This window comes from Acidovorax sp. BL-A-41-H1 (assembly GCF_051942715.1).
On the sequence record NZ_JBPVJQ010000005.1, the window covers coordinates 232845 to 247361 of the forward strand.

Annotated in this window: 17 protein-coding genes; 4 read left to right on the plus strand and 13 right to left on the minus strand. The window is 67.4% G+C overall.

Translation table 11 applies throughout. The features are described 5' to 3' along the window. Nucleotides 1–124 precede the first annotated feature (124 nt). From ACTPOI_RS12170 to ACTPOI_RS12180, 3 genes are all read left to right on the plus strand, one after another. Entirely contained in the window at nt 125–937 is an 813-nt protein-coding gene (locus ACTPOI_RS12170) for an ATP-binding cassette domain-containing protein (RefSeq protein WP_440109125.1), read from the plus strand. Between the two features lie 67 nt (nt 938–1004). Continuing rightward, nucleotides 1005–1220 (plus strand): TOBE domain-containing protein, encoded by a 216-nt coding sequence (locus tag ACTPOI_RS12175; protein ID WP_056168199.1) that lies wholly within the window; start codon nt 1005–1007, stop codon nt 1218–1220. Nucleotides 1221–1367: 147 nt separating this feature from the next. Next, a complete protein-coding gene (locus ACTPOI_RS12180) occupies nt 1368–1652 on the plus strand; it encodes a hypothetical protein (RefSeq protein WP_440109128.1) in 285 nt (94 codons plus the stop codon). 12 nt (nt 1653–1664) lie between these two features. Here the strand turns inward: ACTPOI_RS12180 and ACTPOI_RS12185 are convergent, their stop codons facing one another. The 12 genes from ACTPOI_RS12185 to ACTPOI_RS12240 form a co-directional block, all read right to left on the minus strand. Next, nucleotides 1665–2600, minus strand: coding sequence for a hypothetical protein (locus ACTPOI_RS12185; protein ID WP_440109130.1), 936 nt, complete (start codon nt 2598–2600; stop codon nt 1665–1667). After that, the gene (locus tag ACTPOI_RS12190; protein ID WP_440109132.1) at nt 2597–3412 is read right to left on the minus strand and encodes a phosphonate ABC transporter ATP-binding protein; all 816 of its coding nucleotides are present in this window, start codon (nt 3410–3412) and stop codon (nt 2597–2599) included. Before ACTPOI_RS12190 ends, ACTPOI_RS12185 begins: the two co-directional genes overlap by 4 nt. Next, nucleotides 3409–4290, minus strand: coding sequence for a phosphonate ABC transporter, permease protein PhnE (gene phnE, locus ACTPOI_RS12195; RefSeq protein ID WP_440109134.1), 882 nt, complete (start codon nt 4288–4290; stop codon nt 3409–3411). The genes ACTPOI_RS12190 and phnE overlap by 4 nt, the downstream gene beginning before the upstream one ends. 2 nt (nt 4291–4292) lie before the next feature. After that, nucleotides 4293–5186, minus strand: coding sequence for a phosphate/phosphite/phosphonate ABC transporter substrate-binding protein (locus tag ACTPOI_RS12200; protein WP_440109136.1), 894 nt, complete (start codon nt 5184–5186; stop codon nt 4293–4295). A gap of 87 nt (nt 5187–5273) precedes the next feature. Beyond that, nucleotides 5274–6041, minus strand: coding sequence for a DUF3047 domain-containing protein (locus tag ACTPOI_RS12205; protein WP_440109138.1), 768 nt, complete (start codon nt 6039–6041; stop codon nt 5274–5276). Beyond that, complete coding sequence (locus tag ACTPOI_RS12210; RefSeq protein ID WP_440109140.1) at nt 6032–6682, minus strand: TIGR04282 family arsenosugar biosynthesis glycosyltransferase; 651 nt, start codon at nt 6680–6682, stop codon at nt 6032–6034. The genes ACTPOI_RS12205 and ACTPOI_RS12210 overlap by 10 nt, the downstream gene beginning before the upstream one ends. After that, complete coding sequence (locus ACTPOI_RS12215; protein ID WP_440109142.1) at nt 6679–7368, minus strand: TIGR04283 family arsenosugar biosynthesis glycosyltransferase; 690 nt, start codon at nt 7366–7368, stop codon at nt 6679–6681. The genes ACTPOI_RS12210 and ACTPOI_RS12215 overlap by 4 nt, the downstream gene beginning before the upstream one ends. A gap of 9 nt (nt 7369–7377) precedes the next feature. Next, entirely contained in the window at nt 7378–9561 is a 2184-nt protein-coding gene (locus tag ACTPOI_RS12220; RefSeq protein ID WP_440109144.1) for an FAD-dependent oxidoreductase, read from the minus strand. A gap of 18 nt (nt 9562–9579) precedes the next feature. Then, entirely contained in the window at nt 9580–10557 is a 978-nt protein-coding gene (gene arsS / locus ACTPOI_RS12225; protein WP_440109146.1) for an arsenosugar biosynthesis radical SAM (seleno)protein ArsS, read from the minus strand. Between the two features lie 110 nt (nt 10558–10667). Beyond that, nucleotides 10668–10862, minus strand: coding sequence for a zf-HC2 domain-containing protein (locus ACTPOI_RS12230; RefSeq protein WP_440109148.1), 195 nt, complete (start codon nt 10860–10862; stop codon nt 10668–10670). Further along, a complete protein-coding gene (locus ACTPOI_RS12235; protein WP_440109150.1) occupies nt 10856–11473 on the minus strand; it encodes an RNA polymerase factor sigma-70 in 618 nt (205 codons plus the stop codon). The genes ACTPOI_RS12230 and ACTPOI_RS12235 overlap by 7 nt, the downstream gene beginning before the upstream one ends. Before the next feature lie 21 nt (nt 11474–11494). Further along, the gene (locus tag ACTPOI_RS12240) at nt 11495–12640 is read right to left on the minus strand and encodes an FAD-dependent oxidoreductase (protein ID WP_440109152.1); all 1146 of its coding nucleotides are present in this window, start codon (nt 12638–12640) and stop codon (nt 11495–11497) included. A 280-nt stretch (nt 12641–12920) separates the two neighbouring features. Between ACTPOI_RS12240 and mtnP the strand changes: the two genes are divergently transcribed. Then, a complete protein-coding gene (gene mtnP / locus ACTPOI_RS12245) occupies nt 12921–13793 on the plus strand; it encodes an S-methyl-5'-thioadenosine phosphorylase (protein WP_440109154.1) in 873 nt (290 codons plus the stop codon). A 106-nt stretch (nt 13794–13899) separates the two neighbouring features. Here mtnP and ACTPOI_RS12250 read toward each other — a convergent pair whose 3' ends face one another. Further along, nucleotides 13900–14427, minus strand: coding sequence for a hypothetical protein (locus ACTPOI_RS12250; protein WP_440109156.1), 528 nt, complete (start codon nt 14425–14427; stop codon nt 13900–13902). Nucleotides 14428–14517: the final 90 nt, after the last annotated feature.

The window sequence follows — 14517 nt, forward strand, 5'->3', positions numbered from 1 at the left end:
AGCGCGGCGGGGCGGCCCTTGCGCGGCGTCCAGCGCATTAGGTCGCGCCCAGTGCAGCCACTGCGCCCAATTACTCACCTTTTTATAGCTGCTAGCGCTTGATTGATAAGCGCAGGAGGTCATTGTGACTACTCATTCACCTTCAAAAAGCCAGGGCGTACGCCTGGAAGTGCGCGGCGTGGACAAGCGCTACGGCGCGCGCGACGTGCTCAAAGAAACCGAACTGGTAATCGAGCCCGGCGAGTTCGTCGCCATCGTGGGCCGCAGCGGCTGCGGCAAGAGCACCTTGCTGCGGCTGGTGGCGGGGCTGGAGTCCGTGTCCGGCGGGGCGATCCGCCTCGACGGCCAGGACGTTGCAGGCCTGAGCACCGACACCCGCATCATGTTCCAGGACTCGCGCCTGCTGCCCTGGAAGCGGGTGGCCGAGAACGTGGCCCTGGGCCTGGCACCCGAGCGGCGCGCCGATGCCGCCGACGTGCTGACCCGTGTGGGCCTGGGCGACCGGCTGGGCGAATGGCCCGCGCGCCTGTCGGGCGGCCAGCGCCAGCGCGTGGCACTGGCACGGGCGCTGGTGCACAAGCCGCGCCTTTTGCTGCTGGACGAACCATTGGGCGCGCTGGATGCGCTGACCCGCATCGAGATGCACCGCCTTATCGAGGGCCTGTGGCGGCAGTCTGGCTTTACCGCGCTGCTGGTCACGCACGACGTGCAGGAGGCCGTGGCCCTGGCCGACCGTGTGATCCTGATCGAGGACGGCCAGATCGCGCTGGACCAGCGCATTGACCTGCCGCGCCCCCGGGTACACGGCGAGGCCGCCTTTGCGCAGCTGGAAAAACGCATCCTCGACCGCGTGCTGCAAAAGCCCGACCCCGAGCCCGCAGCCAGCCCGCTGCCCTGGCCGGGCGTGGCGGCCCATGGACTGCGCTGGGCGGTATAGCCCGCAACGCCACCTCTGTCTTCAACCCATCTTTTTTTCGTTCAACGGACTTTTCAAGGAGAACCCTATGTCCATCCAAGCCATCAACGTTCGCAATCAGTTCAAGGGCAAAGTGCGCGAGATCATTCGCGGCGATGTCGTCTCGGAGGTCGATGTCGAAACGCCCTGGGGCATCGTCACTTCGGTCATCACCACCCGCTCGGTGGACGATCTGGCTCTGGTCGTCGGTTCTGACGTGGTCGCACTGGTGAAGTCCACCGAAGTGTCCATCGCCAAGCTGTGAAGCGGCGGTGTCACACGACTGAAGCCTGGGCAGCGCCGGCAATTTCGGTTCAGGTGTCGCTGACCCCTGTACGCGGCGACGCTGCCTGCGCCCAATTTCCCGTCAACGGAAAGGGCTATCTGGTCCGCTCATACATTCCCCCAAAACATGAGGGGGAATCCAGTGATCGATCTGCTCAAGAAAGCAATGTTGCTCGCCATCGTCGTCGTGGTGGGCTACTACGGCTTGCGCTTCATCGCCGGCTACAGCCTGGCCAAGCAGGTCGCAGCCTGCGCAACCGAAGTGAACTCCGGCGGGCGCCTTCAGGCTGCCAAGACCGATGAAGAACGCCGGGCCATCAAGCTGAGCGTGGCGGACTGCACGGCAAAGCGCATCAGCTTTCCCGGCTCGCTGATGTTCGACGAGCAGAAGTTCAGGGCTTCGATGCAGTGATGTGTTTTGCCATCAGCATGCGGCGGCGGTCACTCGCAGCCCGCTGATCCGTCCGAAGTACGACGCATGGGCGTCGCTCTGCGCAGGCCAGTTGGCCGTGAACAGCGACAGCCAACGTGCCTGGTTGTAGTGCACGGGCAGCGCGTCCACATTCACCCCGGCCACCTGCGCGCCGTGCGATGCCGCATGGGGCGACGGGCGGGCTGAAATGCGCGTGATGAGGCCCGGCAGCGCGCCCCCCGCGTTGGGCATGCCCGCGGCTCCGTTGTTGATGACCACTGCGCCCTGGGGCATGGCGGTGTGGTGCAGTACGGGCTCGCAGGTGTGGGTGGATGCAAACACATCCACCTGTGCGGCGCCAAATGCCTCTGCCAGCCACGGAGCCTGTTCAGGCCTGCCAATCTGGTCTACGGCAAAACGCCAGCCGGCCAGCGAATCGGCATCGCCGTGCACCACGCCCACGCGACAATCGCCGACCTGGTAGCGGGCCAACATGGGAAGGGCTGCAAGCTGCACGAGCAGATCGGGATGCCGCTGCGCCGTGGCCTTGAGCCGGGCGTGGATGCGGTTGGAGCGCTCCACCACCTCGCCCGACACCTCGGGCGGGTAGGCACAGCCGCAGCCGGCGTCGTCACCCTCCACGGGCAGTTCGGCCTCCACGTTGCCGGCGATGGCATCATGGCGCAGCACGCGGGCATTGATCTCGCGAAAGCCGGGGTCGTCCACGTTGAACCAGTTGAAGTCGCCGTTGAAGCACAGGGTGACCGTACCGGTTTCCTGCGCCGCCATCTGCTCGATCACATCGAGCGCAGCCACGTTGCCGTACAGGCCGCCAATCACATACAGCACATCCGCCGCGCGGGCGGGCGCGCTTGCGATGGCCTGTGGGCCGTAGCGGTAGCGCAGCGGGCAAGTGCGGCCGGCGGTGGCATCGGGTGATGGGCTCATCGGGTGCTTTCGGAAATGGGGGCGCGCACGGGTGCGGCGGGAATGTGCCAGTGGGCTACGGGCTCCTGGTCAGCGGGTCGGTACAGGTCGAGCAACTGGCGGTCGCCCACCTCGTCCACGGGCAGGTCGAACGCGATGCGGCCCTGGCGCAGGCCGATCACGCGGCGGGCCAGCACCGGCAATAGGGCGGGGTTGTGCACCACGGTGATGAGGGTGGCGCCAGCGGCAGATGCTGCCAGCAGCTGGCAGACCTCGGCCGCGGCAGCCGGGTCTAACGCTGCGGTGGGTTCATCGGCGAGGATGAGACGCGGGCCCTGCACCAGCATGCGGGCCACGCCGGCCTTTTGCCGCTCGCCGCCCGAGAGCTGGTCTGCCCGGGCGCCAGCACGCGCCAGCAGGCCCACCTGCTGCAGCGCGGCCTCTGCGCGTGTGACCTCGGCGGCGGGAAAAACTCTCGCCCAGCTGCGCCAGCCCCGCACGCGGGCCAGTGCGCCGATCAGCACGTTGTCGAGCACCGACAGGCGCCCCACCAGGTGCAGCCCCTGCATGACCTGGCCGACCTCCTGACGCAGCAGGCGCAGCTCGCGCGCACCCAGCCCCTGGCCCAGGTCCCGGCCCAGCACCTGGGCGGAGCCTTGCGCGGGCGCCATGAACCCGGTCAGGAGCCGGAACAGCGTGGATTTGCCCGCGCCGTTGTGGCCAATCACGGCCACGCGCTCCCCGGGCGCAATGCGCAGCTGAGGGATGTCGAGCACGGTTCGGCCGCCGATGTCGCAGCGCACGTTGCGCAGCTCGATGCAGGGCATGTTCATGCCAGCGCCCTCCGTATGCGCCGGCTCATCGCGTCGAATGACGCCACCAGCAGCACCACCACCAGCAGCACCGTGGCCAGCCGGTCCCACTGGAAAAGGGAGGTGGCTTCCGAGATCAGCAGGCCCAGCCCGCCCGCGCCGATGATGCCGAGGATGGTGGAGTCGCGGATATTGAATTCCCAGATGTACAGGTGGGCCGACACAAACTGCGGCAGCACCGTGGGCCACACGGCGTTGAAAAACACCTGTGTGCGGCTGGCTCCCACGCCCTGCACGGCGTGGATGGCGGCCATGTCGAGCGACTCGATGGCCTCGGCAAACAGCTTGCCGTAGGTGCCCATGGAATGTAGGCCTATGGCCAGAATGCCCGCCGTGGGCCCCAACCCCACAATGCCGACCAGCACCAGGCCAAACACCAGGGTGTGGATGGAGCGCAAGGTGTCGAGCACTGCCTTGGCCGCCATGGCCAGGGCGCGTGGTGCCGCCAGGTTGCGTGCCGTGAGCACGGCCAGTGGCAACGCCAGCACTGCCCCCAGCAGCGAGCCCAGCGTGGCGATGCGTACGGTGGTCCAGGTGGCGCGGGCCAGCCCGGCCAGGTAGTCGGCCTCCACCTGCTGGCGGTTTTCCACCCGCAGCACGGTGCCGTCGTCGCTGGTGTACTCGAGCCTCGGGTTGCCAAACCATACGTCGAGAAAGCTGGGGTAGGCGAACTCGCCCAGCGTCTTGGCCAGGTTGGCGAGCGGGGCGCGGCCCATGGACAGGTCGCCTTCGGCGAGCAAAGTCCACACGCAGGCGATCACCAGCGCTGCGTACACAAGGCCCAGCGCACCGAAGCCAAGGCGCCCACTGGCCCAAAGGTGCCGCTGCAGGTGGACCATGGTCAACGCGCCTTCAGGTTGCCAGTGGCCAGGCCCGCATCACGGATGGGCTTGTAGAAGCTGTTGTCGCGCACTACAAAACCGGTGTAGTGCGCAGGAAGCAGCTGGGGCTGCGAAGCGAGTGCGGCTCCCACGCCCGACAAGGCAGCCTGCAGGTGCGTGACAAAAGCCTTGTCCGCCGCCAGCGCCTTGCTGACCGCAAAGGCATCGTTGGGCAGCGGGGCCGACGTCCAGATGATGCGCGACTGCTCGGCTTTGATGAGGCCCTGCTCGATCATCGCGTTGCGGTTGCGGTCGTAGTCCGCCCCTGCATCCAGCACGCCCTGCGTCACCTGCGTTTCAATGGCCTGGTGTCTGGTGTGCAGCACCTTGCTGAAATACGTGTCGGGGTTGAGGCCCAGGGTCATGAAGTGGTGGCGGGGAATCAGGTAGCCCGAGGTCGATCCCTTGTCGCCAAACGCAAACGTGCGCCCCTTGAGGTCGGCAAGGGTGTTGATGCCGGATCTGGGGTGCGTGATGATGATGGCGTGGTACTCGGGCTTACCGTGGTACAGGATGGTGGAAACCACCTGCGCGCCGGCTTCGTGGTTGGCCAGCACATAGCCCCAGGGGCCCATGAGCGCCATGTCGGTCTCGCCATTGGCCAGCGACTTGGCCAGGCCTTCCCAGCTGTCTACCGTGCGCAGCTGCACAGGGCGGCCCAGCTGGCTTGCCAGGTAGGCGGCCAGCGGGCGGTAGGTGGCGTCGTTCTTTTCCCGGTCGGGCTGGAACATGCCCACGCCCAGCTGCAGCGGGGGGAGGGCGGCTTGCGCCAGCGCGAGGTGCGGCGCAGCTCCCGCGGCGGCAGCGATGAGCGCCATGGCGGCAAAGGTACGGCGGTGCAAGGGTGTGGTCATGGGGTCGTGTTGCAAGTGGCGGTGGATCGGTTCGTGTACGGGGTTTGGTCGCTGGCGGGCAGGCTGTTCTTACAGCGCCTGAGCCTGCTATTTCGACGCCGGGGCAGAAAAATCGCACGCCTCATCCGCCGCCACGAAATGCAGGTCTGAAAAACCGGCGCGCGCGGTCTCACCCGTGTTGTCGGTGTCCGATGCAATGGCCAGCGACGTGGCCTTGAAGGGCAGGGCGCCAAACGCCCGCGTGGCATCGGCCAGCACGTTCACCCGCTCGGCCACCCACTTGGCCGCCTGCCCGTTGCCCGAGCGCTGTACCACCATGGCCGCGCGGTCGGTGTAGGCGTTGAAGGCGCGGGTGCCCACGGGGTGGCGGTTGTCCCAGACGTAGTTGACGGCCGCATCCGGCACCAGGTTGCCAAACAGGCTGCGCCCCAGCGCCAGCTTCAGGCGCAGTCCTGCACCCAGTGATTCGGGTGGCAGGCTGAAGGCTACGTATACGCGGGCCGCGTAGTCGTCACCCGCCTTGCGGGCCAGATCGGCCTGCTGCAGCACGGCATCGACCCGCCACATCCAGCACAGCACGGGTGTCTTTTGCAGGTCGATCTCCAGCGGGCGGGCCAGCAGGGCCATGCTGGCGGTGGCGCTCGCCTCCACGGCGGAGCGGCCGTCCCACTGCAGGGTGCGGTAGCGCGTGGCGGGCACGCGCTGGTCGATGTGCACCACCTGCCAGTCGGGTGGCAGGGCGCTTGCGGTCGAAAACTCGCCTACGCGCACGGGTGCGGCCAACGCGGCAGGCGCAGTGGCTTGCAGTAGCGCCGCCAATGCAGCAAAAAGCAGGGAGTGGTGGGTCACGCGCATGAAGGCTCCGAAGGGTAAGAAGATGGCAGCTCGGCCTGCCAGCGGGCGGGCAGATGGCGAAGGTCTGCCGGTTCGTCGATGTCGTGCAGTGTCGGCAGGGTGTGCAGGCTCCAGCCCAGTTGCTGCAGACGCTGCCGCGTGAGGGTGGCCACGGCGTCCGTGCTCCAGGGCATGTCGGCAAACACCAGCGCGTCAAATCGCGCAAGGCCCAGCAGTGCATAGCCGCCGTCGGCCGTGGGCACCATGGCGGCGTCGTGGTCAGAGAGCGCCGCGGTGGCGTTGCGCAGCACGGCCGCGTCCAGGCCGGGGCAGTCGGTGCCGATCAGCAGCACCGCTTCCCCCGCAGCCACGGTGCGTTGCGCTGCGCCGCCCATGCGCTCGCCCAGATCGCCGTCTCCCTGCTCGGACCATTCCACCGATGCAGGCAGGCCCAGCGATGCCCAGTCAAAAGCATCCACGCCGGGCGTCACGCACAGCTCCACCGGCCCCACGTTGGCGCTGCACGCGCTGTTCACCGCATCACGCAGCATGCGGCGCGCCAGACGGGCCGCTGCCTCGGTGCCGATGGCCGGCGCGAGCCGTGTCTTGCAAAAGCCCGGGATCGGCGCCTTGGCGATGATGATGATGCGTGTCGGCTTCACCGGTAGGCCTTTGCAATGTCGCTGGCGGGCACGCCGCGCCAGTAGGCCCAGCGCAGCCGCCACATGAGCACGATGGTGCGCCACACACCGCGCTGCTCCCAGCGCCGGCCCGAGGTGGTCACGCGCTCGGCCAGGCACAGCGGGCGGGCCATGCGGCGCAGGCGGCTGGTAATTTCAATGTCTTCCATGAGCGGCTGCAGCGGAAACCCGCCCACCGCATCGAAGGCCTTGCGGGTCATGAAGATCGCCTGGTCGCCCGTGGCAATGCCGGTGATGCGCGAGCGCCAGTTCATCAGGGCCCCCACCACCCTGAGCATGGCGGGCCGACCTTCGATGGTCACGTCAAAGCGCCCCCATGCAATAGTGTCCGGATCAACCCGCGAGAGTGACGCGGTAGCGGTGTCAGGCAGGCGTGTGTCGGCATGCAGGAACAGCAGCACATCGCCGCGCGCACGGGCCGCCCCGGCGTTCATCTGTACTGCCCGCCCGCGCGCCGACCGCACCACTACAAAGCCCATCCGCTGCGCCATCTGCTCGGCCATGTCGGCACTGCCATCGCTGCTGCCGCCGTCCACCAGGATCACCTCTATCCCCTGGGCTGCCAGGCTTTCAAGCTGCGCGCCCAGCACGGGCAGCGCAGCCGCTTCGTTCAGCATGGGGACAATCACCGAAAGCGTTGTTGCCATGCTGCGCCTTCAGCCCCTGCGCCAGGCGTGGTAGCGCTGCACCCACGCCAGTAGCTGCTGCGGCGCGTGGGCACGCTTCCATTCGCCCGCTGCGTATTTGTTGGCCTCGGCCAGCGTGGGGTAGGTGTGGATGGTGCCCAAAATCTTGTTCAGGCCCAGGCCGTGCTTCATGGCCAGCACGAACTCGGCCAGTAGGTCGGCCGCATGCTCGCCCACGATGGTCACGCCCAGGATGCGGTCCTTGCCCGGCACCGTGAGCACCTTCACAAAGCCATGCGCGGTGCCGTCGGCAATGGCGCGGTCCAGGTCGTCGATGCCGTAGCGGGTGACCTCAAAGGCAATGCCCTTGTCGCGCGCCTCCTGCTCATTCAGGCCCACGCGTGCCACCTCCGGGTCCACAAACGTGGCCCAAGGAATCACCGAGTAGTCGACCTTGAACCGCTTGAACTGCCCGAACAGCGCATTCACCGCGGCGTACCAGGCCTGGTGGGCGGCTGTGTGGGTGAACTGGTAGGGCCCTGCCACGTCACCCGCTGCATAGATGTTGGGGTACAGCGTTTCGAGGTACTCGTTGGTGACGACGGTGCGGTCCACCGGGATGCCCAGTGCCTCCAGGCCATAGCCCTGCAGCCGTGCCACGCGGCCCACGGCGCACACCAGCGCGTCAAACTCGATGCGCCGCTCCACACCGTTGTGCTCGACGATGATCCACTTGCGCACCGCGCCGCCTTGCTCGTCGCCTTGTTCTTCGCGTTCACAGCGCACAGCCTTGTGGCTGGTGAGCACCTCCACGCCGTCGTGCGCGAGCGCAGCACGCACCAGGTCAGACACCTCGGCATCTTCGCGCGGCATGAGGCGCGGGCCCATCTCGACCTGCGTGACGGCCGAGCCCAGGCGGCCCAGCGCCTGCGCCAGTTCGCAGCCGATGGGGCCACCGCCCAGCACCACCACCCGCGCCGGGGCTGCGTCCATCTGGCCAAAGTGGTCCCACAGCGTGTCGCTGGTGACATAGCCCACGTCGTCCAGTCCGGGCAGGGGCGGCACCATCGGCCGCGCACCGGCGGCAATGACGATGCTGCGGGTGGTCAGGCGCTGGCGGGTGCCATCTGCGGCCTCAATCTCTACCGTCCACGGGTCTATGACGCGGCCGTAGCCCTGCAGCACCTCCACGCCCAGCGATTCGTAGCGCTCCACGCTGTCGTGCGGTGCAATGGCGCGCACCACATCGTGCACGCGCGCCATCACCTGCCTGAAGCTGAACTGGGGTGTGGCAGGCGTCAGGCCATAGCGGTCGGCATGGCGCATGGCCGAGGCCAGCTTGGCCGTCTTGATCAGTGCCTTGCTGGGCACGCAGCCGTAGTTCAGGCAGTCGCCACCCATCTTGTGCGCCTCGACCAGCGAGACCTTGGCTTTCACGGCCGCGCCGATGTAGGCGGTGACCAGCCCGGCTGCGCCCGCGCCGATCACGATGAGGTTGCGGTCGTAGCGCTCTGGCTGCTTCCAGCGCGCATACACGCGGCGGCGCGCCAGCCAGCCCAGCACGGCCTTGGCGAGCAGCGGGAACACACCCAGCAGCACAAACGACAGCAGCACGCCGGGCGACACAATGCCCGACAGGCTGGTGATCTGCGCCAGCTGCGTGCCGGCATTTACGTACACCAGCGTGCCCGCCAGCATGCCTAGCTGGCTCACGCCATAGAACGTGAGCGTGCGGATGGGCATCAGCCCCATCACCAGGTTGATGAGAAAAAACGGGAACACCGGCACCAGCCGCAGCGTGAACAGGTAGAACGCCCCATCGCGCGCCATGCCGTCGTTGATGGGTTTCAGTCGGTCGCCAAAGCGCGCCTGCACCCAGTCGCGCAGCAGGTACCTCGCGCTCCAGAAGGCAAGCGTGGCGCCCAGCGTGGAGGCAAACGACGCGATGACCGTGCCCCAGAAGAGGCCGAACACGGCCCCGGCGGCCAGCGTCATGATCACCGCGCCCGGCAGCGAAAGGGCCGTGACGAGCACATACACAGCGCCAAACGCCAGGCCCAGCAGCACAGGCGATGCGTCTTTCCACGCCAGGAACTGGTCCAGCCCGGCCTTGAGGCCATCCAGCGTGAGCCACCGCTGGCCGCCCAGCGCAAAGAACGCGCCCACGCCCAGCGCCGCCGCTGCCAGCAGCGCGACCGATTTGAGGTTTTTCATGGTGGTTGCCCGGGCGTGTCAGGCTTTGAGCGCGCCACCGCAGCTGCTGCCTTGCCCAGCGGTGCAGCCAAAGCAGTGGTCGGCAATGCGCACGGGCAGACCGGCCGGGTCCTGCGCCAGCAGGTCCGTGAGGTGCGGGCGCGGCTTGAAGGGCAGGCCTTCAGCCGCCGGCAGGGGCAGGCCGAGCTGCTGGTTGAAGTCGCAGTCGTACAGGTGGCCCTGCCAGTCCACGCTAATGAGGCTGCGGCACATCACCGCTGCGTGGTTGTTGTCGGTGAAGCTGCTGCGCAGCAGCTGCATGTAGCTGTGGAACTGCCCCTTGGAGACCAGCATCGAACCAAACCGCTGGATGGGCATGTTGGTAATGACGAACAGCTCGTTGAAGTCGATGCCGAAATGCGCCTTGAGCTCGCGCTTGTAGTCGGCCTGCAGGGCGCCCTGCTCGGGCGGCAACGATGGCCCCTGCGGGTTGTAGACCAGGCTCAGCTTGGGGCCGGTGCCGGGCTGGCCGTAGCCCAGCGCGTTGAGCTTTTGCAGCGCCGCAATGCTCTTGTCGAACACGCCCTTGCCGCGCTGCTTGTCCACGTTGTCCATCGAATAACAGGGCAGCGATGCCACCACCTCCACCTGCTGCTCGGCCAGAAACTCGGCCAGGTCTTCCTGCCCGGGCTCGAACAGGATGGTGAGGTTGCAGCGGTCCATCACATGCACGCCCAGGGCCCGCGCGCGGCGCACCAGGTGGCGAAAGCCCTCGTTGAGTTCGGGCGCACCACCCGTAAGGTCCAGCACGCCAATCGACCGGGCCCGCAGCACATCCACCACCAGGTCCAGGTGTGCGTCGTCCATCATTTCGGTGCGGTTGGGCCCGGCATTGACATGGCAGTGCACGCAGGTCTGGTTGCAGCGGTAGCCCAGGTTGACCTGCAGCGTGGTCAGTGCGCCGCGGTGCAGGGCCGGGAACGTGGTGGCTTCAAGGAGGGGCAAGGTGGCGTGCATGGAGCTTCTCGTGGGTCAGGCGTTGGCAGCTTTGGGGCTGTGTGCTGCTTGGTCGGTGGGCGTTGCCGGTTTCTTACACAGGCGGGTTGTGGACCTTGCGCGCGGCTGCATCAGCGGCGGGCTTTCTCGTCGTCGCCCTGCGCGTGGGCGCGCATCAGCTGGCTCAGGAACGGGATCTGCTGGCTGAAGTTGCGGCAGCCCGCGCACATCATCAGGTGCACGTTCAGGCGCAGTTTTTCGGTCATGCCCAGGGTGCGCTCCTGGGCTTGTGACACCAGCCCGGTGGCGGACTTGCAGTTCAGCATGGCTGCTCCTTCTTCTTCATGTACCAGTGGTTCTCCAGGCATTCGCGCAGGCGCAGCCGGGCACGATGCATCAGCACATTCAGGTTGGATGTGGAGATGCCCACGGTGCTGCAGATCTCGTCGGATTCGAGCCCGATGTATTCGCGCATCATGAACACGCGGGCCTGGTGGCCGGGCAGGCCGTCCAGGCACAGCTCAAATACCTTCCAGAACTGGGCCTGGTGCAGGCTTTCCTGCGGGTTGCCCCAGGCGGCGGGGCGCTCGTCGGGCTCCCACATGCCCCGGGCGTTGAAGAGTTCATCCAGGTCTTCCTCGCCGTCCCGCTCCCGCATCAGTGCGCTGGCTTCGCCCAGCCGCTTTTTCTGGCGCAGGGTGTCTGCGATCTTGTTCTTGAGGATGGCGAACACCCACGTCTTGAGCGCCGCCTGGCCCCGAAAGGCCGAGACGTTCTTCAATGCGCCGATCAGCGCCTCCTGCACGGCGTCTTCGGCCAGCGGCTCGTCGCCCAGCTGCAGGGTGGCAAACCGCAGCATCTGCTCGCGCAGGCTTTGCAGGGCCCGCGGGTCGGCCAGCACACTGCCTGCCACGTCCTCTATATCCTCAAGCTCCATGTTCGCTCCGTGTTTTTTCGATCATGCCGAACTCCCATCGCCCCTGGATTGGACGGGCCATCGCCCGGGCGCAAAGCGGCGGATGAACCGCCGGTCGATCCAGTCCTTCCAGCGCCACACCCAGTGGCCCTGCGCCGACCACGCGCCCCACGATGCGATGGCGTAGCGCGGCCCGCAGGCCAGCAGGTACAGCGCGTTGGGCTTGGGGGAATAGGTGTGCAGCGGCCTGCCGTCCAGGGCCGCCATCAGGTTGCGTGCCAGCACCGGCCCTGCATGCACGGCATGCACACCCGAGCGCGCAAGGGCCGAGCCAGGCCGTGCGCACACATCGCCCGCCGCGAATACATCGGCGTGCGAGGTGCTGCGCTGGTAGCTGTCCACCAGAACGTAGCCTGCCGGGTCGAGTGCCAGGCCCGACATCGACAGCCACACTGGCGCGCGTGCCCCGGTGGCGGCAATGACCAGGTCGGCGGGCAGAAAGCGGCCATCGGCCAGCAGCACGCCGCCCTCGCCACCCACGGCCCGCTGCATGTGCAGGTGCAGGCCGGCCCGGCGGGCATAGGCCAGCACGCGCTGTTGCACACGCGGGTGGTGGCCTGCCAGCACGCCGTTTTCAGATGCGACCAGGTCCACGCGCGCCTGCACGCCGGCCTGCTGCAGCGCGTGCTGCGCGGCCAGGGCCAGCTCGACCCCCGCGGCGCCCGCGCCCACCACCACCAGCCGGCAGGTGCCCCGTGCCCTGGCCTGCGCCAGCTCGTTGGGCCAGCGGTCGAAAAAATGGTCCAGCGGCTTCACGGGCAAGAGCGCAGGGCCGAGCGCCTGTAGCCACGACGTGGCCGTCTCGCTGCCCACATCCAGGGACAGCAGGTCGTAGTGCACATGCCTTCCATCGGTGAGGCCCACGCAATGGCGGGCGGCATCCATGCCCACCACGCTGTCCAGGATGAGCCGCGCGCCAGCGGCGGCCGCAAGGGGGCGCAGGTCGATGCGGCTGTTGTCCAGGGCGTAGTGCCCCGCGATCCAGCCGGGCAGCATGCCCGAGTAGTTTTGCCAGGCCGACGGCGTGATCAGCGTGACCTCGACGCCTGGCTTGGGCTGGCGGGCCAGCGCCTCCAGCACCGACAGGTGCGCATGTCCGCCGCCGACCAGCACCAGGCGCTGCTTCATGCGCGGCAGCCTCGGGTGGGCACGGCGCTGCGCGCGGGTCGGGTGTGGCGCGGGACATGGGAAGCAGTGGCGGTCTTCATGGTCGGTGTGCAGTCGGTAAGCCTAGTGGCGGAGGGAGCTTGGTTTTCATCAACGGGTGAACACGTCGGGACGTACCCGGCGTGGTGGTTCGATGCAGCTTGGTCGCACCCGCCGGGTTCATTCTTACACTCGCGTAATAAAAGACCGCGTGGCAGCGACCAAGCTTGCGCAACCAACCCAACTATCTGGAGTGATCCACATGACCAAGGCAGTGATCGGCGTTATCGGCGGCAGCGGGCTGTACCACATGGCGGCGCTGGAAAATGCGCAGGAGCAGCGCATCGACACGCCGTACGGCCCGCCCTCGGATGCCATCGTGACGGGAGAGGTGAGCGGCGTTCCGGTGGCGTTTCTTGCGCGCCATGGCCGGGGGCACCGGCTGATTCCGTCGGAGGTGCCGTACCGCGCCAATATCCATGCCCTGCGCCAGCTGGGGGTGCGCTACCTGGTCTCGCTTTCGGCTGTGGGGTCGCTGCGCGAGGAGATGCGGCCGCTGGACATGGTGCTGCCCGACCAGTTCATCGACATGACAAGGCGCCGTGAGGGCACGTTTTTTGGCGCTGGCGCAGTAGCCCATGTGTCGATGGCGCAGCCGGTGTGCCCGGCGGTGTCGGACGTGCTGGCGCGCGCGCTGGCGGCCGCCGGCCTGAACGACAAGGTGCGCCTGCACCGCGGCGGCACCTACCTGTGTATCGAGGGGCCGCAGTTTTCGACCCGGGCCGAGTCGCACTGGTACCGCAGCATGGGCGCCAGCGTGATCGGCATGACCAACATGCCCGAAGCCCGCCTGGCGCTGGAGGCGCAGATGGCCTACGCCACACTGGCCATGGTCACCGACTACGACTGCTGGAACCCGCGCGAGGCCAACGTCACGGCCACGTCGGCCATTGCCAACCTGCTGCAGAACGCCGAACACGCCCAGGCCATTGCGGCGCACGCCATCGGCATTCTGGGGCGTGAGCTGCCGGCTTCACCGGCCCACACCGCGCTCGACGCCGCCCTGGTCACCCCCCGCGATGCCATGGCGCCTGAGGTGCTGGAGCGGCTGGCGCCGTTCTGGAGCGGCACCTGAAGGTGCCTTAGCACCGGATTTTGGGTCAAAAAGGCCGAAAGTCCAATCAGGATAATGCCTGAAAGCTATAAAAATAATAGCGTCAATCGAGTGCTACCAGGGAGCACTACCGTGGCAGGCACGGCGCAAAGCCCTGCGGCCCGGTAGCCGCCACGTCGGCCCGCGCCAGCGGCACGGTGGCGTCGTTTTGCCCGGGTATCTTGGTCAGGCGCTGGCCGTTTTGCCACACCCACTGCTTGCCATCAAAGCTGTAGACGAAAGTGTGCGTGCGGTTGGACAGCAGGTGCGCAGGCGTGAGCGTGATGGCCTGGGCGGCGGCTTCAGTGGGGGCGGTGGCGCGGGCCTCGTTGTCCTTCACCACGATCTTGCCTACGTAGGGCGTCACTGTGGATTCCGTGCGTTGGACCTCTCCTTGCACCTGTGCGGGGCTGTAGCCGGTCTTCGCCCATTCCGCCGTGCCGCCGGGGCGCACAAAAGGCTCGCGCGCGGCCAGGTGCTGGGTGCACGCAGCCACCAGCGTGTCGAACGCCACCTGTGCAGGGCCCTCAACCGTGGCCTGCTTGCAGCCGGGCAGGGCCAGCAGCAGTGCGGCAGGGGCCAGAACGCAAAGAAAAAGGCGGGGGGCAGAAGGCATGGGCATCGGTAAGGCAGGCGGGGTGGTGGCGTGAGGCTGCTGCGGCGCTGGCGTGACGCAAGTGCAGGGCATGGCATTGTGTGCCGTCGC